At 35.1% G+C, this 19,863-nt stretch carries 16 protein-coding genes and 3 tRNA genes; 11 read left to right on the top strand and 8 right to left on the bottom strand.

Going from position 1 to position 19,863, the window contains the following annotated elements; genetic code table 11:
* Positions 1–74: 74 nt before the first annotated feature.
* On the top strand, positions 75–2,402 hold the full coding sequence (locus AC07N0_RS16405; RefSeq protein WP_494590032.1) for a TonB-dependent receptor: 2,328 nt from the start codon (positions 75–77) through the stop codon (positions 2,400–2,402).
* A 144-nt stretch (positions 2,403–2,546) separates the two neighbouring features.
* Here AC07N0_RS16405 and AC07N0_RS16400 read toward each other — a convergent pair whose 3' ends face one another.
* Positions 2,547–3,518 (bottom strand): glycoside hydrolase family 43 protein, encoded by a 972-nt coding sequence (locus tag AC07N0_RS16400; RefSeq protein ID WP_494590031.1) that lies wholly within the window; start codon positions 3,516–3,518, stop codon positions 2,547–2,549.
* A 581-nt stretch (positions 3,519–4,099) separates the two neighbouring features.
* Between AC07N0_RS16400 and AC07N0_RS16395 the strand changes: the two genes are divergently transcribed.
* The 5 genes from AC07N0_RS16395 (at position 4,100) to AC07N0_RS16375 (ending at position 9,151) form a co-directional block, all read left to right on the top strand.
* Positions 4,100–5,035, top strand: a complete 936-nt coding sequence (locus AC07N0_RS16395) for a glycosyltransferase (RefSeq protein WP_494590030.1) — start codon at positions 4,100–4,102, stop codon at positions 5,033–5,035.
* A gap of 103 nt (positions 5,036–5,138) precedes the next feature.
* Positions 5,139–5,909 carry an SGNH/GDSL hydrolase family protein gene (locus AC07N0_RS16390; protein ID WP_494590029.1) on the top strand — a complete coding sequence of 257 codons (771 nt, stop codon included), beginning with the start codon at positions 5,139–5,141 and terminating at the stop codon, positions 5,907–5,909.
* A 214-nt stretch (positions 5,910–6,123) separates the two neighbouring features.
* Entirely contained in the window at positions 6,124–6,789 is a 666-nt protein-coding gene (locus tag AC07N0_RS16385; protein ID WP_494590028.1) for a deoxynucleoside kinase, read from the top strand.
* 153 nt (positions 6,790–6,942) lie between these two features.
* The gene (locus tag AC07N0_RS16380; RefSeq protein ID WP_309916896.1) at positions 6,943–7,311 is read left to right on the top strand and encodes a BlaI/MecI/CopY family transcriptional regulator; all 369 of its coding nucleotides are present in this window, start codon (positions 6,943–6,945) and stop codon (positions 7,309–7,311) included.
* Positions 7,312–7,360: 49 nt separating this feature from the next.
* The gene (locus tag AC07N0_RS16375; protein WP_494590027.1) at positions 7,361–9,151 is read left to right on the top strand and encodes a M56 family metallopeptidase; all 1,791 of its coding nucleotides are present in this window, start codon (positions 7,361–7,363) and stop codon (positions 9,149–9,151) included.
* Between the two features lie 52 nt (positions 9,152–9,203).
* Here the strand turns inward: AC07N0_RS16375 and AC07N0_RS16370 are convergent.
* Positions 9,204–9,287, bottom strand: a tRNA-Leu gene (locus AC07N0_RS16370).
* Positions 9,288–9,427: 140 nt separating this feature from the next.
* Here AC07N0_RS16370 and AC07N0_RS16365 point away from each other — a divergent pair.
* Entirely contained in the window at positions 9,428–9,832 is a 405-nt protein-coding gene (locus AC07N0_RS16365) for a DUF3127 domain-containing protein (protein ID WP_492799341.1), read from the top strand.
* 61 nt (positions 9,833–9,893) lie between these two features.
* Here the strand turns inward: AC07N0_RS16365 and AC07N0_RS16360 are convergent, their stop codons facing one another.
* From AC07N0_RS16360 to AC07N0_RS16345, 4 genes are all read right to left on the bottom strand, one after another.
* Entirely contained in the window at positions 9,894–11,222 is a 1,329-nt protein-coding gene (locus AC07N0_RS16360; RefSeq protein ID WP_494590026.1) for an ABC1 kinase family protein, read from the bottom strand.
* Positions 11,223–11,351: 129 nt separating this feature from the next.
* Entirely contained in the window at positions 11,352–11,984 is a 633-nt protein-coding gene (locus tag AC07N0_RS16355; protein ID WP_494590025.1) for a TetR family transcriptional regulator C-terminal domain-containing protein, read from the bottom strand.
* Between the two features lie 100 nt (positions 11,985–12,084).
* Positions 12,085–13,383, bottom strand: coding sequence for a M43 family zinc metalloprotease (locus AC07N0_RS16350; RefSeq protein ID WP_494590024.1), 1,299 nt, complete (start codon positions 13,381–13,383; stop codon positions 12,085–12,087).
* A gap of 114 nt (positions 13,384–13,497) precedes the next feature.
* Positions 13,498–14,460 carry a PhoH family protein gene (locus AC07N0_RS16345; protein ID WP_492799345.1) on the bottom strand — a complete coding sequence of 321 codons (963 nt, stop codon included), beginning with the start codon at positions 14,458–14,460 and terminating at the stop codon, positions 13,498–13,500.
* 255 nt (positions 14,461–14,715) lie between these two features.
* On the opposite strand from AC07N0_RS16345, the gene dnaB reads away from it, so the two are divergent.
* Positions 14,716–16,326, top strand: a complete 1,611-nt coding sequence (dnaB, locus tag AC07N0_RS16340) for a replicative DNA helicase (protein WP_492799346.1) — start codon at positions 14,716–14,718, stop codon at positions 16,324–16,326.
* A 53-nt stretch (positions 16,327–16,379) separates the two neighbouring features.
* Here the strand turns inward: dnaB and rlmD are convergent, their stop codons facing one another.
* Entirely contained in the window at positions 16,380–17,792 is a 1,413-nt protein-coding gene (gene rlmD / locus AC07N0_RS16335; RefSeq protein WP_494590023.1) for a 23S rRNA (uracil(1939)-C(5))-methyltransferase RlmD, read from the bottom strand.
* A 154-nt stretch (positions 17,793–17,946) separates the two neighbouring features.
* Between rlmD and AC07N0_RS16330 the strand changes: the two genes are divergently transcribed.
* Positions 17,947–18,756, top strand: a complete 810-nt coding sequence (locus AC07N0_RS16330; protein WP_494590022.1) for an SDR family oxidoreductase — start codon at positions 17,947–17,949, stop codon at positions 18,754–18,756.
* Positions 18,757–18,812: 56 nt separating this feature from the next.
* Here the strand turns inward: AC07N0_RS16330 and AC07N0_RS16325 are convergent, their stop codons facing one another.
* Positions 18,813–19,550 carry a tetratricopeptide repeat protein gene (locus AC07N0_RS16325; protein ID WP_494590021.1) on the bottom strand — a complete coding sequence of 246 codons (738 nt, stop codon included), beginning with the start codon at positions 19,548–19,550 and terminating at the stop codon, positions 18,813–18,815.
* Between the two features lie 93 nt (positions 19,551–19,643).
* Here AC07N0_RS16325 and AC07N0_RS16320 point away from each other — a divergent pair.
* Positions 19,644–19,716 (top strand) — tRNA-Lys (locus tag AC07N0_RS16320).
* A 69-nt stretch (positions 19,717–19,785) separates the two neighbouring features.
* Positions 19,786–19,858 (top strand) — tRNA-Lys (locus AC07N0_RS16315).
* Positions 19,859–19,863: the final 5 nt, after the last annotated feature.

The raw sequence follows: 19,863 nt of genomic DNA, 5'->3' as shown, positions 1-19,863 counted from the left end.
AAATCAGTATTGTATGAAAATAGGTTATGAAAGACCTTTGTGCTTTCACATTAAACCGATTTACTCATACAATTATGCTAAAAATTAACCTACTATTACTGCTTCTTGGAATATTGTTATTCCCGTCAAAAGCACAACAGCCAACTCAGACTTTGAGGGGTGTAGTAATCGACAATGCTTCTAATGCCGCCCTTCCTTCTGCCAATGTTTTAATCCTCAATACCAAATTTGGCACGCAAACAGATGCCTCGGGAAACTTTACCATCAAGAATATAAGTGTAGGCAGATATAATATTCAAGTAAGCATGGTTGGCTATGAGCCTATTTTGATGAAAGAGATTGTATTGTCGTCATCAAAAGAAGTTTTTCTGACTGTCTCCATGAAAGAAAGTACCACTACGCTGGCTGAAGTTACGGTAAAACCCCATGTGAATAAAGAACAACCGCTCAATAATACCGCTACACTCAGTGCAAGAATGCTTAGTGTAGAAGAAGCTAAACGGTATGCTGGTGGGTTTGATGACCCAGCCAGACTGGTTTCATCCTTTGCAGGAGTGACTAGCAATGTAGGAAATAATGCAATCGTGGTACGAGGCAATAACCCTCAAGCTTTACAATGGAAGTTAGAAGGTGTAGAAATTCCAAATCCTAATCACTTTGCAGATTTGAGTAGTTTTGGAGGAGGAGGATTAACAGCTCTTAGTAGCCAACTATTAGCCAATTCAGATTTCTTTTCTGGAGCGTTCCCTGCTGAATATAGTAATGCACTTTCGGGAGTATTCGATATTTTTATGCGGAAAGGTAATAACAACAAAGCCGAGCATACTTTTCAAGTGGGACTTACAGGGATTGATGTTTCGTCAGAAGGACCATTTAAGTCGGGGGGTAAATCATCTTATCTTTTTAATTATCGCTATTCAACCATGGCATTATTAGAGCCACTTTTGCCAGATAATGCAGGGGGAGTGAAGTACCAAGACTTTTCCTTCAAGCTTAATTTTCCTACTAAAAAGGCGGGTACATTTTCATTCTGGGGCATTGGTTTGCTAGATAATTCTAGCGCTAAGATAAAAGAGGATAAGGCGGAATGGAAATACGATACCGATAAAGAAAATCAGTCTGTTAAACAGTTTATGGCGGTGAGTGGTATCAGTCATAAAATATTCTTAAACGATACGCAGTATTTAAAAACAACTTTTGCTTCTACTATCAATGGTATTGATTTAACAACTGATAGAATCAATGATATATCACAGATTTTGCCTAAAAATAGGATTAATAATCAAAATATCAGTCTTGTTTTTAATTCATATTTGAACACGAAGTTTAGTTCGAAACATACCAACAAAACAGGAATAGTGGCGACGAGTATGCATTATGATATTTCCCTACAAAATGCCCCAACGCTTGGTAAACCTTTGGAAAAAGTGGTAGAAGAAAAAGTCAAAAGCTTTTTGCTTTCGGCTTATACCAATTCAACGATTAATTTTTCGGAGAAAGTAACGATGAATGTAGGAGCGAATGGTCAGTTATTTACATTGAATAATCATTATACTATTGAACCACGCTTACGTATCAAATATCGCTTTGCTGAAACTCAGACTTTCAGTATTGGGTATGGTTTGCATAGCCGTTTAGAACGCTTGAACTATTACTTTGTAAAAAATGGACAAGAGAATCTCAATAAAAACCTTGACTTTACAAAAGTACACCATTTTGTATTGGGTTATGACCTGAATTTATCTGAGTTTCATCATTTAAAAATTGAAGGATATTATCAAAAACTGTTTAATGTACCTGTGATAAAAGATAGTTCGTTTTCAACCATTAACTTAACCAACGATTGGTTCTTTAAAGACGCCTTACAAAATACAGGGGAAGGACGGAACTATGGGATAGACATCACTTTTGAAAAATATCTGTCAAGTGGATTTTACTATATGGTTACAGCGTCTGTTTTTAGCTCAACGTATAGAGGAGGAGACGGAGTGTGGCGGAATACGAGATATAATAGAAACTATGCCTTTAATTTTTTAACAGGAAAAGAATGGCAAATGGGCAAAAATCAGCAAAATGTATTTGGGATTAATATCCGATTGAGTTATCAAGGAGGTGACCATTATTCACCATTAGATGAAAAAGCTTCACAAAAAGCTCAAGAAGTAAAATTTGATGAAACGCTGGCTTTTTCGAAGCAATTGCCTTCAGCTTTTACGTCACACCTTACGGCAAGCTTCAAGATTAACAAGAAGAAAACTAGTAGAGAAATTGCTTTAAAAATCATCAATGCTACGATGTATAAAGAGTTTATGGGTTTTCAATACAATTATATCACTAAGATGGTAGATGAATACAGAGAAGGACTTTTTATTCCAAATCTAAGTTATCGGGTTGAATTTTAAGGGAAGGTACTGAGGATGTTTTTACCATTCTACCGAGGTAGTGTTCCCAACGGAACTATCATCTATATCCATAAAACAAAAAAGAGTGGTCAAAAAAACTAATTTCTGACCACTCTTTTTGATTTCAATAATCAATTTATCTTTTTACTTAATTGTATTCTTCTCAACACCTTCATTTGTAATAATTACAGGTTTGATAAGTCCGTTTTCATCAAAAAACATTTTATCGATACAAGTAACACGGGCATTTCCATCAGTCTCTGTCAACGGTCTTCTATGGTACACAATGTACCAATCGTCTGTCTTAGGATTTTTAATCACTGAGTGATGCCCCGCACCCCTAGCAATTTTAGGGTCTTGCTGTAAAATTTTACCAATACGTTTAAAAGGTCCAAATGGCGAATCGGCAATGGCATAAGCTACACAATAGTCAGGGCCAGTCCAGCCACCTTCAGACCACATAAAGTAATACTTACCATTCTTTTTAAACATAAAAGGTCCTTCAACGTAGTTTTCAGGAGTAATTTCCTTGAAAATACTTCCATCAGCATAAGGAATAAATCCCGTAAAGTCTTTTTTCAAATGAGCAATATTACAATGTTTCCAGCCACCATAAATTAAATAATATTCGTCATTATCTTTAAAAACGAACTGGTCGATAGGCTGAGCGCCATTATAAAATTTGTCGATTAAAGGTTTTTTAAGATAATCCTTAAAAGGCCCCGAAGGTTTGTCAGCCACGGCAACCCCAATACCACCATACTCTTGGTCGTTCTGGATATCATTTGCTCCAAAAAATAAATAGTATTTTCCTCCTTTTTTAATAATTGAAGGAGCCCAAACGGCTCTTTTAGCCCATTTCACATTAGCAGTATCCAATATCTTTGAATGCTTCGTCCAAGTCACTAAATCTTTGGAAGAAAAGGCATCAAAGAATACTTGTTTACTATAAGGGGCTGAGTAAGTCGGATAAATCCAATAGGTTTTATCAAATATTATTCCCTCGGGGTCAGCATACCAACCTTTAAAAACAGGATTGCCAGCGGTAATGGATTGAGAAAAAAGCGTTTGTTGAGCAAACGTAAAAAGGATAATTAATAAAATTAGTTTTCGCATAAATAATTGGCTCAATATTTGTTGTAGTTTACTGTGATATTTGATTTTTAATTTGTGTTGTACTCAAATAAGAAATATCTTTTCCTAACTGCTTATTTTCTTGTATTAAACTAAGAGAATTACTTGGAAAGTAGGCTCTAAAAGAAGCCTAGAATATCAAATTATAATAAAATCTCACCTCAATTCCCTCAAAAAGCGGAATTTTAGAAAAATCTTATACCATTTTACTTTAAAGTTTCAATGTTTAAATCTCTTAGAGGTTTAAACATATTTTTATGTCATCTAAAAGTGAATCCTAAGTTATATTAAATTATTTTATTGGGTGTGCTTATTAATCCTTACTATCAGCAAAACATTCAATGATTAACATTTTAGTGGTGTTTTTTTCTTATTACATTATTACCATTTGATAACATCAAATAAAAATATAGGCTTTTGATGAGGGTTATTATTCGTCTATATAAAACACCATTTAAGATGATTAAAATTTCATTCAAATGAATAACATTTGTATAGATTATCGAAAGAATTAATCATTATTAGCCATACTAAATTTATTTTTAAATCCTTATTTTAAAATCATGTCATTAGAGACTACTCAGAATCCTGTAAGTATTAGTGTTGTAATGTGTACTTATAATGGGGTCAATTTTATTGAAGAACAATTAGATTGTATTATTAAACAAACATATCCACTAACAGAGATTCTTATTTTTGATGATGCATCAACGGATGGAACGTGGGATAAGTTACAAGAACTAAAGGTAAAATATCCTATTTTATCGATTCAGCGCAATGAAAAGAATTTAGGTTTTAATGTCAACTTTCAGCAAGCATTAATGGCTGCTAATGGTGATATTATTGCGATTGCTGACCAAGATGATATTTGGGCATTAAATAAAATCCAAAGACTAATGGAGGCGTGGACAGAAGATACGCCTATTATTCATTGTGATTCAATTAGATTTAATGGAGAAGTTCCTGTAAATCCGCAACCGACGCCTAACTACCTAAGATTTTCTGGTAATGACCCACGTAAGTTGTTTTTCTATAACACCGTTAGTGGTCATGCAATGTTGGTGAAGAAAAGCTTTTTAAAAGAGGTAATTCCTTTTCCTAGTGCCGAAGGCTTTTTCTATGATTGGTGGATGACCGTCGTCGCAGCTTGTAATGGCGGAGTAAGTTATCTGAATGAAGTATTGGTCTTTCAAAGAGTGCATGGTAAAAATGCTTCCATTGACTTTTCAACGAATGGCAATCAAAGTTTTATCAAGCACCGTAAAGATGCATTCAACCACATGAGCCAATTCTTGAAATATAATAAAATACCAGCCGAGCAATTGAAGTTTACAAGTAGGCTAAACAAATTGTTTGAAAAGAAATCTGATAATATTATTTATAAGTTCTTTTTCATGATGCTTATCTGGAAAAACAGGAATTTACTTTTTAGCTGTATGGTTAGAAAACCTTCATTAGTGCCCTATACTAAATATTCAATTCAGTGGGCCATCAAATAGTCGACAACTCAATTGAAGAAAAACTAAAAATAAGTAGTATTTTGTTGGCTAAGAGTCTTTTGATAACGAGAAAAGATTTTTAGCTAACAAATCGCTGTTTAACATGAAAAACTTATTTACAAGACGCATATTTCTTCAATCGAGTTTTGTTACTGGCTTGGTATCTATCATAAAACCTTTGGATATAAAGGCTGAGAAAATAGAAATACCCGCAAAACTTACCTTTCTTTTTCAAGGAGATTCAATTACTGACGGCAATAGGGGAAGAAATACAGACCCCAATCATATCATGGGGCATGGTTATGCCTATGGTGTAGCAAGTAGGATAGGAGCAGATTTTCCTGAAGCAGGCTTTGCTTTTTATAATAGAGGAATTAGTGGAAACAGAATCCCAGACTTGCAGAAAAGATGGAAACAAGATACGCTTGATTTAAAACCAGATGTATTGAGTCTTCTGATTGGTATTAATGATGTAAATGCTGTTTTTGCCAAGCCTAATGAATCACCTGATGTAGCACAATTTGAGATAGGTTACAGAGATTTGCTAGACCAATGTAAAGCGAATAATCCAACTATAATTTTTGTATTGGGTATTCCTTTTGTCTATCCCATCAGAGCGAAGAAAGATAATTATGAGGCTTGGCAGAAAGAAACTAAGGAAAGAGCGGAGGTTGTGAAAAAACTCGCTAAAGAATATGATGCTGTATTGATTGATTATCCAGCGATGTTCGACAAAGCTTTTAAAAAGGCTGAAGGCGAGTACTGGATTTGGGATGGTGTTCATCCAACCGTTTTTGGGCATGAATTGATGGCTCGTGAATGGATTAAAGAAGTCAGTAGCAAAATGAAATTTTTGAAAAAGTATAAATATTAGCATTAGCTAGACCTTCGTAAGGAAGGTCTTTTTGTTTTATTATCGTTCATAAGCAATAAACGTATTTTGATTTTAAACCTAAAAAGACCGAAATTTGTATGTTGGCAGTTAATTAAACTGTCAGCCGTTTGTTTTAAAAGAAAGAGTTAACCCTAAATGGGTTGTTTACAGAACATTTCCACTTTTTAATTCATCAATTTTAATAAAATATACAATGCACATTGCCGTAACTGGAAACATCGGAGCTGGGAAAACATCGCTAGCTAAAAAATTAGCAGATCATTTTGGATGGGAAGTATTATTTGAAGCTGTAGAGGGAAATCCATACTTAGCTGATTTTTATGAAGATATGTCTCGATGGGCCTTTCATTTGCAATTGTATTTTTTGAAAAGCAGGTACGAACAAGTACTACAAATCCAGCAGTCTAATAAACGAATCATTCAGGACAGAACGATTTATGAAGATGCTTACATTTTTGCTCAGAATCTTTATCAAGGCGGAATTATGTCTGAAAATGACTACCTAACTTATAAAGGCATTTTTGACTTAATGATGACTTCGGTAAAAGCACCCGACCTCACGATTTATTTGAAAGCTGATATGCCCAAGTTGGTTGCTCAAATCAAAAAAAGAGGAAGAGATTTTGAAGCAAATATTTCGGTAGAATACCTACAAGATTTGAATAACCATTATGATGCCTTCACCGAAAACTATACTTATGGGAAATTGTTGATTTTAGATGTAAATAATCTGGACTACCTCAACAATCCTGAAGATTTAGCTTTTGTGATTAATCAAGTCGATAAAGCCTTGTTATATGAAACGCCGCCACGCCCTAAGCCACTGAGCGTCCCATCTTTATTTGATAAATCTGAATAATTTTCACCCACAATATTGACCGTTTGAGGTGAAATAATAACCTTATAAATTTATTTACGAAAATATTCGTAGATAAATTTGTTTATACGAATTGTTTCGTAGTATATTTGTTACGAAATAATTCGTAACAAATATTGAATGCAAATGGAACCTATCAAACCTACAGAATCTGAACTACAAATTCTTCAAGTACTTTGGTCTCTGGGTAAAGCTAGTGTAAGACAAGTAAATGATGAATTGTCGAAAGTGAGAGATATCGGCTATACTACTACGTTGAAACTTCTTCAAATTATGTTTGAAAAAAAGATAGTATCACGTATAGAAGAAGGCCGTTATCATTTATACGAAGCAGCCATTAGTGAAGAAGCCACACAGCAATTTTTAGTAGACAAATTTGTGGATACTGCTTTTAGAGGTTCGGCGATGAAACTAGTCATGCAAACATTGGGAAATCATCAAGCTTCTAAAGAAGAGTTAGATGAAATTAAAAAATTGATTGCACAAATTGAAGACAACTCCTAAACCTTTTTAAAATATCAAAATTTAACCCCTTTCTAAATCAATGAAATTAATGTTGAATTTTTTTCCAGAAAATGTAATGACAGCCATAGGCTGGACTTTACTTCACTCAGTTTGGCAATTAATCATAGTTGCTATTGTCTTAAAGGGTGCTTTCTTTTTATCCAAGAAATCGGCTACTAAAAGGTACTGGTTGGGTTTTTCGGGTTTGTTTGGTCAATTATTAGCAACTGTTGTTACATTTTTAATGGTTTTTGAAGAAAACTCCGTTTCCTTAAGCACTAAAAGTAATTTTACTTTTGACAAGCTTACGAAAACTAACTTATCAGATGCCTCTACGCTTTCTTCAAGCACTAATCTTTGGAATGATTTCCAACTATTGCTTTCAAACAACCTGAATTTATTGGTATCAGCTTGGTTAATAGGTACTGTATTTTTGTCGGTTCGATTAATGGGAGGGTATATTTATACGGAACAACTGCGTTGGAAACACACAAAGTCTGTACATGGCGACACGTTGGATATCTTCAACGAATTATTGAGAAAAGTAAATATTGGCAAAGGCATTAATTTATTGGAATCATCCCTAGCTACTACGCCGATGACAATTGGTTTTTTACAACCTGTCATATTATTACCCATTGGTTTACTGACGGGCTTATCCAACAAAGAGATTGAAGCCATCTTAGCCCATGAACTAGCACATATCAAACGACATGATTATTTGATTAATATCGTGCAATCAATCGTAGAGATACTTTTCTTTTTTCACCCAGCTACTTGGTGGATTTCAGCAAAAATTCGTGAAGAACGAGAAAACTGCTGTGATGATTTAGCCATTGAATTATGCGGTAACAACATTCATTTAGTAAAAGCACTTACAAAAGTCGAAATTTTTCAACAACAAACAAACCTTACATTAGCCATGGGATTTGCAGGAAAAAAACAAACTCTACTAGGTAGAGTACAAAGAATTTTAGGAGTAAAGAAAGTGAAATCAGTCAATTATGCAGGGATTATCGTCATGTCATTATTTGTGCTTACAACACTAGTTTTTGTTAATTTGCCAAACAATGCTGAAGCACAAACGATTCCTGAGCCTCCGAAAGCTCCGAAAAGCCCTAAGGTACCTAAACCTCCTAAAAAAGCCCCTAAGATTGTTAGACATGACTTCAATAATAATTTCAATATTTCTGATGGAAATTTATATTTCAATGGTGAAAAGATTATTCTATCAGGTCCAGATAGTATTAAAGTAGCCCAAGAATTACAAGTGATTAATAAATTGGAAAAGCAAATGGAACCTCACTCTCAAAAGATAGAGGCACTTTCAAAAGAAATTTCAGTCTATAGTCAAAAAATCAATGATCAGAGCAAGCCAATGAATGAATTTTCAGCAAAGGTTTCAGGACTAGGGACTCAGCTAGGAAAACTAGGCGAAAAGCAAGGTAAGCTTGCTACTCAGATGATTAATCTAAAAGATGGTTCACAAGCTAAGAAAAATGTTGAAGCTGAGATGGACCAAATTGAAAAGCAAATGAAAGTATTGGGAGATCAAATGGATAAGTATGGCGCTGAAATGGAAAAGATAGGAGAGAAGATGAATATTCATAGTGCTCCGATGGATAGTTTAAGTAAACTAATTGAATTTCAAGCAAAACCCATAGAAGCATTAGGAAAGGAAATCGAATTGCATGCCAAAGAAATTCAAAAGTATTTGCCAGCTTCGATAAGAACTAAAATGAACGGTTCAATAAACGTTTCGACGCCTGATGCACCAGAACCACCATCGCCACCGGCACCCCCAGTGGCACCGCCTGCACCCCCAGTGAAAAAACAATAATAGACAGAAAAACAAAAACATCTTTGGAATTTTCCAAAGATGTTTTTTTATGTGACAATGAGGAGACTCGAACTCCTACAGGATAACTCCCACTACCACCTCAAAGTAGCGTGTCTACCAATTCCACCACATTGCCTTTTTTGATGGTGCGAAATTAAAGAAAATTTACTTAATTGCAAAGATTTTCAGAGGCGAGGCAACCATGTTTGAAGTTGGTTTAATTAAACCGTTGAGAATCAAGGATACAATTAAGGAAAAAATAAAAAAAATATCACAATGGCATTAGAATTTGAAGGTAGTTTGATAAAAGTGCTCCCAGAAGTGAGTGGTCAAGGAAAAAATGGTGCTTGGGTTAAACAAGATTTTGTCCTTGAAACGGAAGAGCAATATCCTAAAAAAGCTTGTTTTACTGCATGGGGTGACAAATCTGCGGATTTAAAAACGTTCTCTTTGGGCGATAAGCTGAAAGTGACGTTTAGCGTAGAATCACGCGAGTATAATGAAAGATGGTATACCGATTTAAGAGCTTATAGAATTGATTTAGCGAGTGATGCTCCAAGCCCATCAGCGGGTTCGTCGTCTCCTGCGGCTTCATCAAGACCTTCAGCTCCTTCTAAGCCTGCTGCTCCTGCTGCAGACTTGCCTTCGTTCAGCGAAGATGATCAGGATTTACCTTTCTAAAGGAAAGATTTTTTTTAGGCGTTAACAGTTCTTTAATCGAGGATGTTAACGCCTAAAAAAATTAGCAAAGGCTCAATGCTTGCGATCTGAGCCATTCTGGGCGCGTTGTAGTCACTTTTGCTTTCAGTTCGTTCAAGATTGAATACAAGCCAAAATAAGTACGATTGATGTATAGTCCGTGCTGTGAACCACGTGCCACCTTAGAGTTTTTTAGCTCATCAAGGTTTTGTAGTTTCTCCGCATATAAATAAATGCTTTCAAAATAATCGTCGTCGGCAAAATCAAATTCTTCTACTGCAAAAGGTTTGCCTAGTAAGAAAATCATTTCTTTAAACAAATCCCTAAAGAATACAGCTTCTTTCGCTGAATCGACCTTTGTGATAAAGTCCAACGTTTTGAAAATCTCCTCCGTTTTCTCATTATCTTCTAAGTTATCAAAATTGAGCAGAGCAAAGTAATTATCATAGAACTCATCATTAATTACTTTTATACAGCCAAAATCAATCACGCCCATTGTTCCGTCTTTTCTCATCAAGAAATTCCCTGGGTGAGGGTCAGCATGTACTTGTCTGAGCGTATGTATCTGAAAATCATAGAAATCCCACAGCGCTTGCCCTATCTGGTTCCTAATTTCTTGAGATGGATTCGTTTTCAAAAACTCGTTTAAATGAAGACCATCTAGCCAGTCCATTGTCAAGATTTTTTCACATGATAAATCAGCGTAATATTTCGGGAAAAATAAACCATTTAAATGCGCACAGGCTTCTGAGATTTCCACCGAGCGTTTTAATTCTAATAAGTAATCGGTTTCTTCAATGAGCTTTTCGGCTACTTCCCCCATATACCTATCAACATCATTTTCATTCAAACCAAACATGGCAATGGCAATCGGACGAATCATTTTCAAGTCACTACCAATACTTTCTGAAACACCCGGATATTGTATTTTAACTGCTAACGATTTGCCATTTTTTGTAGCCTTGTGTACTTGCCCGATAGAGGCTGCATTACTAGCATTTATCTCGAAAGTATCATAAAGCTCAAGGGGTGATTTGCCAAAATATTTCCTAAAAGTTTTCATTACTAAAGGACCAGAAAGGGGCGGCGCAGAGTACTGAGACATCGCAAATTTTTCTCTGTAAGCTCTTGGCAACATTCCTTTGTCCATGCTTAACATTTGCGTAACTTTGAGGGCAGAACCTTTCATCTCACTCAAAGAAGCGTAGATGTCTGTAGCATTATCTTGGTGTAATTCATCACGACTTATAGTGGGGTCAATTATTTTTTTGACATTGTGTTTTAAATAATTACCACCAATTTTTACGCCTGTTTTTACAAATTTTGTAGCACGTGCAACTTTAGAAGTTGGTATTGAATTTTGTTCTTTCATTATCATAGAGAAAATCTATATCCATGTTTTATTAGCCAATTAATCAATATGTTAAAATATTAAGTTGTTGGCTATCAAATATGTTATGGTTATAATTCTAAATTAAACATTGAGAATATATTTTTTCTATTATCTATTTTGAAACATGAATTTTGCAAAGTCGATGACAGAGTCTAGCGCCGATGAAGCCATCAAATCAAATGATGTATTGACCGACTTTTCAATCATCGCATCTGTTTGTTGAAAATCTTTTGTCTTATCTTTTACCCAAAAATTAAGTACCATCAAGAACTGTAACCAGAAGGCATCAGGGTATCTTTCATCAATAAATTTTCTTGGTTGAACCTCATTACTTTCTTTTCCTTCAAAGATTAAATCACGGGCAAAATCTTTAAATGCTACTTTTAAGTCAACCATAAAAGCAGGTGTTTTTAGTCTACGTTTATCAATCTGTCGCCACGTCTCAGTAGTATAACTTCTGTGTTGTTTTAGTACTTCAATCCACGTATAGTAAAATGCTAAAAGCTTTTCACGTACACTATACGTTGCGTAGATTTCTTCAGCTTCAATTTTAGCCTTTGTTTCATTAAAAAAACCTAACCAAATGTCACTTTCCAATAGCTCGAATGAATTATAATATTCATAAAAATCACTCTCTTTCATTTTGAGCTTTTTGGTAAAAGCAAATACAGTAGGAGGTTGATTTCCATTTTCAAGAAAATACTCAATATAGGCTTGCTTGATTTTTTGTATTTTATCCATGATTTTTAATTTATGTAGTTAGTCAACAAAGGTTTTAACACTAGCTTATTGATTTAACAACATATAGTTGAAGAACTTTGTTCTTATTTTCTGCAATAAATTACCGTGTAATTAAAACCTTTTTTGATGCAATCTCTCCAGAGGCGTTTACATTAACAATGTAGTAGCCCGTAGCAAGCGATTCTGAATCAAAATAATAATAACCACTTCTTTGTTGCGTCAAGACTTTCTCATCCACTAAAATACCTCTTAAATCATGCAGTTGAATTAATAAATCCTTTTCATCTTTAAAGGTCACTTTCAATTTAATACTACCATTAACCGCAGGATTAATAGGATTAGGCGTCACAATCACTTGCAATCGTTCTGAGTCCGTGAGGGGCTCTGCATTATCTAATAACAGCTTTCTTTTCGTACTTAAACTTAGCGCTGCTCTGGTTCTATTCTTTTGGTCAACTGTAAATACATTCATACACCTGTCAGGCGAATAGTCCATATAGTTTTCAATCATATTCGCAATACTGGTACTAGTACAATTGGATGTCAGTTTATCACAGGTTGTATTTAGATTCAAGCTTTCTATTTGGGGTGTATCATTACAATAGTCGGTACCACAATACTCATCGCCATTAGGATGTAGTAAACCCAGCCAATGGCCTACTTCATGCGTGGTGGTTCTACCCAAGTTGTAAGATTGGCTTAATGTTCCACAACAATTCCCAAAGTTTCTATAATCAATAATCACGCCATCAAATAATTCTTGCTCACTAATATTTTGCGAATTAGCTCCCAAGCCTTCCAATTTACTATCATAAGGGAAACTTGCATAGCCTATTATGCCATTATTCCCACGTGTTACCCAAATATTCAAGTACTTTGTATTGTCCCATTGAATAATAGTCGCAATTTTTGTTTTTTCCTCCACAAAATTAAATCCACTTTGTCTGAAATAAGTACGAGTAATACCAGTGGTAGCATTTCCGTTTGGGTCTCTGTCAGCTAATTTGAAATTTATTTCCATATCAGTCCCTACAGGATTAGTGTTATAACCATTTGTTCCAAGCTTTTTTCGGTAATCTTCATTCAATATCTGAATCTGTGACATTATTTGGGCGTCAGAAATATTAATGTTGTTTGCACCTCCGATAACATTATTTGTATTATTATGAACAATATGTACAACTACAGGAATGGTATATATTTTATCTTCTATTCTGGCAAGGCTATTTTTACGTTGATTTTGTATGACTTGAATTTGACTTTCAAACAAAGATTTTCGTTGATTCCAATCGTTATATTTTTCTTGCATTTTTTTATTATCTAATGCAACACCACATTTATCTTGTGCCAATAGGGTAGAAGGCAGTAAAATGATTAATATGTATAGTAGTTTTCTCATTTTGGGTAATAGTTTATTGAAAGCTGAACATAAAAAATGGCTTTAACCTGCATTTTTTTATAAAAAATACAAATTAAAGCCGTTTTAGTGAGAGTCGTGTAATTTATTGGAAGGTTATTTCTGTGCTTCTGATTTTTCGTAAGCCATGATAATGTCACGAACTAAGCGGTGACGAACCACATCTTTGCCATCTAATTCTACAAAAGCAATGCCTTTGATGTTGTCTAGAATCCTACTAGCTTCTGCCAGACCCGATTTTACTTTAGTTGGTAAGTCAATTTGAGTTTTATCACCAGTGATAATTACTTTAGATTGTATCCCCATCCTTGTCAAGAACATTTTCATTTGCATTGGCGTAGTATTTTGTGCTTCATCCAATAAAATAAAAGCATTATTGAGCGTTCTACCACGCATATACGCTAACGGAGCAATTTCAATGACCCTGTTTTCGATAAAATATTTCAGCTTTTCGGGCTGAATCATATCATCTAAAGCATCATAAATAGGACGAAGATATGGATCTATTTTCTCTTTTAAGTCACCCGGCAAAAAACCTAGATTCTCACCAGCCTCCACAGCAGGACGAGTAATAATTATTTTTTTTACTTCTTTATTTTTTAATGCTTTTACTGCAATCGCAACAGCAGTATACGTTTTTCCAGTTCCAGCAGGGCCAACGGCGAAAACAATGTCATTTTTTGAAGCAGCCTCAACCATTTTTTGTTGGTTGGGTGTTTTTACTTTAATAACTACTCCTTTGGTGCCATACAATAATACATCGTCTTCCTCTTTCAGATGTACATTGGGTTCAGTAGCGGGATTTTTCTCTAGCGTAAGGTAAGATTGAACTTGCTCTTTAGAAATCTTCCCATATTTTTGGTAGTGTTGGATGAGCGAATCCAATATTTCATTTATTCTTACAATCTCTGGCAGTGAGCCTCGGATGGTAATTTCATTTCCACGAGAAATAATTTTACTTTGAGGAAACGCCGCAGCAACTTGTTTGATATTGCTGTTTTCAACACCAAGAAAACCAACCAACTCAAGGTCTTCTAAGGTAATTATTTTTTCTGTCAAATCTGAAATATGTTAAAGTTTGAATAATATTCTACTTAAACTTAATAAAAAAAAGCATCAATTGGTGCATAATTTTAGATTAAATATCATTCAATGATTTTAAACTTTGATTATCAATAAATTATGAAATCTCTGGTTTTATATTTTTCGGTTTTCTAAGAATTTCTTTGTAAAATTGTGTTGCGTAAAGAAAATCTCCTTTTTGAAATATTTTAAAATTTGTAAAATCTAGACGAAAAGGCTTGAATACTGAGAATGGAACAAACAAATCAAAATAACGGAAATTATAAAAAAAACGGTAATTATGCCGGTGGACGAATCTCTGCTCAAAACAGATGGTTGGATACTGGATTGGGTAAAATTCCGCCCCAAGCAACAGATTTAGAAGAAGCTGTTCTAGGAGCTTTGATGTTAGAGCGTGATGCCCTAACAGATGTAATTGATATTTTAAAAGTCGAATCGTTTTATAAAGAAGCCCATCAAAGAATTTATGGGGCTATTACGCAATTATTTGCCAATTCAGAACCTATTGACTTATTAACGGTTAAAAACCAATTAGTTACAACGGGGGAATTAGAAATAGCAGGAGGAGTACAATATTTAGCTGAATTGACACAAAGGGTAAATTCAGCAGCCAATATAGAGTTTCATGCCAGAATTGTAGTAGAACACTCGCTAAAAAGACAATTGATTACGGTATCATCTGAGATTCAGAAAATGGCTTATGAAGATACAACCGACGTATTCATGTTGTTGGACAAAATTGAGCAAGAACTTTTTAGGATTTCAGAGGCCAATATCAGGAAGAATTATTCTGATATGGGGCAGATTATGCGTTCGGCCTTATTAGAACTTGAATTAAAGAAAAATCAAAAAGAAGGCTTAACGGGCGTACCAACAGGTTTTACGGCCTTAGATAGGGTTACTTCTGGCTTTCAGAAAACAGAATTAATTATTATTGCTGCCCGCCCAGGTATGGGTAAAACAGCCTTGATTCTATCAGCTTGTAGAAATGCTGCCGTTGACCACGGGCAAGCAGTAGCTTTTTTTTCATTAGAGATGTCGTCTGTTCAGTTGGTCAATCGTTTGATTTCAGCAGAAGCAGAACTAGAATCAGATAAATTAAGAAAAGGAAATCTTGCTCCACACGAATGGGCACAGTTGCATGCAAAGATTGGCAAATTGACCAATGCACCGATTTTTATTGATGATACGCCAGCATTGTCTATTTTGGAATTAAGGGCTAAGGCTCGCCGTTTGAAAGCTCAGCATGATATTCAGATGATTGTGATTGACTACCTTCAACTAATGTCTGGTGATTCTGGTGGAAAAGGGACAGGAAACCGTGAACAAGAGATTGCGAATATTTCTCGTTCATTGAAACAGCTTGCCAAGGAATTGAATGTACCTGTGATTGCACTATCGCAATTGAGCCGTGCCGTTGAAACCAGAGGGGGAGATAAAAAGCCTCAACTATCAGATTTGCGTGAATCAGGGTCGATTGAGCAAGATGCCGATATGGTAATGTTTATCTATCGTCCAGATTATTATGGTATTACCCAAGATGAATCAGGCAATTCGGTAGCTGGAATAGGAGAGTTGATAATCGCTAAAAACCGTGCGGGTTCATTAGATACTGTTCAATTAAGATTTATAGGAAAATATACAAAATACTGCGATTTAGATGCTGGTGATTATATGGGCTATGCAGGTGATAGCCTTCAATCTTTCCAACAGATAGATAATCCTGCGGCCGCTTTTGAAAGTGGTGGTAAAATGTTGGGTAGCAAAATCAATAATTTGCCGTCTCAAAATACAGGTTCAGCTTTCGGCAGTACTTCTCCGAACCAAGATGTTCCTTTTTAAAAATATTAATGCATAAAAAAAGCTACCAATTTTAATTGGTAGCTTTTTTTATGTTAACGCAAATCTAATCTAACAACATTCTCCACGTGATGTGTCTGTGGAAACATATCTACAGGTTGTACAGCCGTTACTTGATACTTTTCATCTAACAGGGCTAAATCTCTTGCCTGCGTAGCTGGATTACAACTTACATAAACAATTCGTTTAGGGGAAGCCTCTAGGAGTGTCCTAACCACAGGCTCGTCCATTCCTGCACGTGGTGGGTCAGTAATAACAATGTCTGGTCTTCCGTGTTTGTTTACAAATTCACTACTCAATAATTTTCTCATATCACCTGCATAAAATTCAGTGTTAGTCACATTATTAATCTGCGAATTTACTCTAGCATCCTCTACCGCCATTTCTACATATTCTAAGCCTATTACTTTTTTGGCCTGACGCGCTACGAAATTAGCAATTGTTCCAGTACCCGTATAAAGGTCGTATACAAAATCATTTTCTGTGATATCAGCGTATTCACGTGTTATCCTGTATAATTCGTATGCCTGTTTTGAATTGGTCTGAAAGAAAGATTTAGGGCCTACTCTAAATTTCAAATCTTCCATTTCCTCGATGATGTATGGTAAACCTTTGAAGTTGACAATCTCTAAATCAAAGAAAGTATCATTGCCTTTGGTATTGATAACATAATTCAAAGAAGTAATTTCAGGGAAAGTCTCCGCAAGAAAATTCATTACTAAGTCAATATCCTCTGGTTGGCAGTATGCAAATTGAACCACTACCATCAAATCGCCAGAACTAGCAGTCCTGATAATGAGGTTTCTTAAAGCACCTTTTTCTTGGCGAACTTGCTCATAATAGTCTAAATTATGTTTAGCCGTAAAATCCCTCAAAGCCAATCGGATGGCATTCGAAGGGTCGGGTTGTAAATAGCAATGGTCAATATCCAAGATTTTATCATAACGTTTAGGAATATGGAAGCCTAAAGCATTTCTTGAGAAAGACTCTCCAGAATTAATTTGTTCTTGGGTTAACCAACGATTTTGAGAGAAGGTATATTCAAGTTTATTACGATAATAGAATGTTTCAGCAGAGGGGAAAATAGGCTTGATTTCAGGTAACTCTACTTTCGCAATTCTTTCTAAGGCATCTACTACTTGTTTGTATTTGAAGTCTAATTGTGTTTGATAATCAATGTGTTGCCATTTACAACCGCCACAAGTACCAAAATGAGAACAAATCGTTTGGGTACGGTACTGAGAGTTGGGACGAATATTATAAGCCACCGCCTCCATGAAACTTTTCTTCGATTTTAATACTCTTAAATCAGCATAATCTCCTGGTGCTACTGGCCCTTCAATAAAAATTACTTTATCTTCAATTCGACTGATACACTTTGCTTCAGAAGCAAAATTTTCAATTAATACATTTTCAAAAATGATATTTTCTTTATTTTTCTTTTTCATACTTTGCAAAAATACGAAGTATTGAAATTATTATTGACAATCAGCAAGGAGTTTTCAGAAACTTAGTTGAATTTTGTAGTATTAAGGAGAAGTATTATAAATGTTTATCAATGACATTTATACCATTTTAAGAAACGTCGCAACAGATTTTATTATGAAAGGTAAGGTTGTTATTATTACAGGGGCATCATCGGGTATCGGACAAGCAATGGCATTTGCTTTTGGTCGTGAAGGTGCAAAAATTGTTATTACAGGTAGAAAACAAGAGGCACTTTTAGCAACAAGCCAAGCGCTTACAGCAAGTGGAATCGAAAATTTACCCATTGTTTCTGATGTAAGTATTGAAAGCGACAATCAGGATGTTGTTCAGAAAACAATCGCTGCTTATGGTAAAATTGATATTTTAATCAACAATGCAGGCGTATCTATGAGAGCCATGTTTGAAGACTGTGATACAGAGGTTATCAGAAAAGTAATGGATATTAACTTTTTTGGAACAGTGTTTATCACTAAATATGCTTTGCCTTATATCAAAGCAACGAAAGGCTCAATTGTAGGCATTTCATCAATAGCAGGTTATAGAGGTTTGCCAGTAAGGGTTGGTTACTCAGCGTCTAAATTTGCATTGAATGGTTTTTTAGAAGGACTTCGTACAGAGCTTTTACATTCAGGCGTACACGTATTAACAGCTTGCCCAGGTTTTACGGCTTCTAATATCAGAGTGGCTTCCTTAGGAGCGGATGGAAATTCAAAAGGAGAATCTATGCGTGATGAAGGAAACATGATGAGTTCGGAAGAAGTAGCAGATAGCATTTTATATGCTGTAAAACATCGCAAAAGAGATTTGGTATTAACCTTGCAAGGGAAATTTACAGTATTTATCAATAAATGGTTGCCATCATTAGCTGATAACCTAGTGTTTAATACGTTGGCGAAAGAAAAAGACTCACCTTTGAAGAAATAACACTAAAAAGGCTAATTCTAGGTCAGAATTAGCTTTTTTGGAAATTAACCGAACATTCATTCTACTAGCCAAATGTCACTTTCTTTCAAATAAAGGAATTTATCGTTCCAATAAACACGCTTCCAAATATCATTTCCACCGATTAAATTCAAGCGATGACCCCTATCTATGACAGACACCACAGGGGCTACTGCCGAAGGTTCTGCTCTCAATAAAACCCCATCTCTATTAATAATACCTTGGTGATATTTATCAGGCAGATTTAATAATGTACCAATACCGATGATGTAAATCAGTAAAAATATTTTTTGACCTAAAGGAATATTATTGTTTTTATATCGCTTGGTGAACAGCACAAAGAAAATATAAATACTTAGCACGAGCATGGTGCCAATCAAGAAACCAGAATACTGTTTATAGAATAGGATGAGGAAATTAAAGTCGTTCAATTCATATCCTTTTAATTCATGAAGCTGGGCTATCTCGTTAAGTTTTGATAAAATCTTCTCGTTGGGGTCTTGTTGATAAGCCTTGTTTAGGTAATACAATGTTTTTAAAAAATCTCCTTTTTTTTCTTTCAAAAAGGCCAATTTTAAAAATAATGCTGTTGAAGGTTTTTCGATAGAAGGCAAAAGTTGTTCATAAATTCGCTCAGACTGAGTAAAATTATCAGCTTTGTACAGTGAGTCTGCTTTTTTCAGTGTTACTACATTGCTTTGAGAATAAGCTAGTTGTAGAAAAGCTAAAGAAAAACATAAAAAAAATATGACTTTTTTTAGATAGTATGCTTGCATTGTATTCTTAATAATCGTAGTTTTGCACCGCAATTAAGGGAAACAATATGACAAAAACAAAAGATGTTCAGTCAGTTTCTTAAAATAGCAAATGATTCCGTAGCTCAGTTGGTAGAGCAATACACTTTTAATGTATGGGTCCTGGGTTCGAGTCCCAGCGGGATCACAAAGGAAAAAGCCATCGCTTTTGCTAAAGCGATGGCTTTTTTTACCCAAAAAAATAATTATAATTACCGATTCCGTAGCTCAGTTGGTAGAGCAATACACTTTTAATGTATGGGTCCTGGGTTCGAGTCCCAGCGGGATCACAAGG

The sequence above is a fragment of the Arcicella sp. GW821-FHT09D11 genome, from assembly GCF_059416265.1.
Note: the sequence above shows the minus strand (reverse complement) of the source record. Positions and strands in the feature narration are given on the sequence as shown.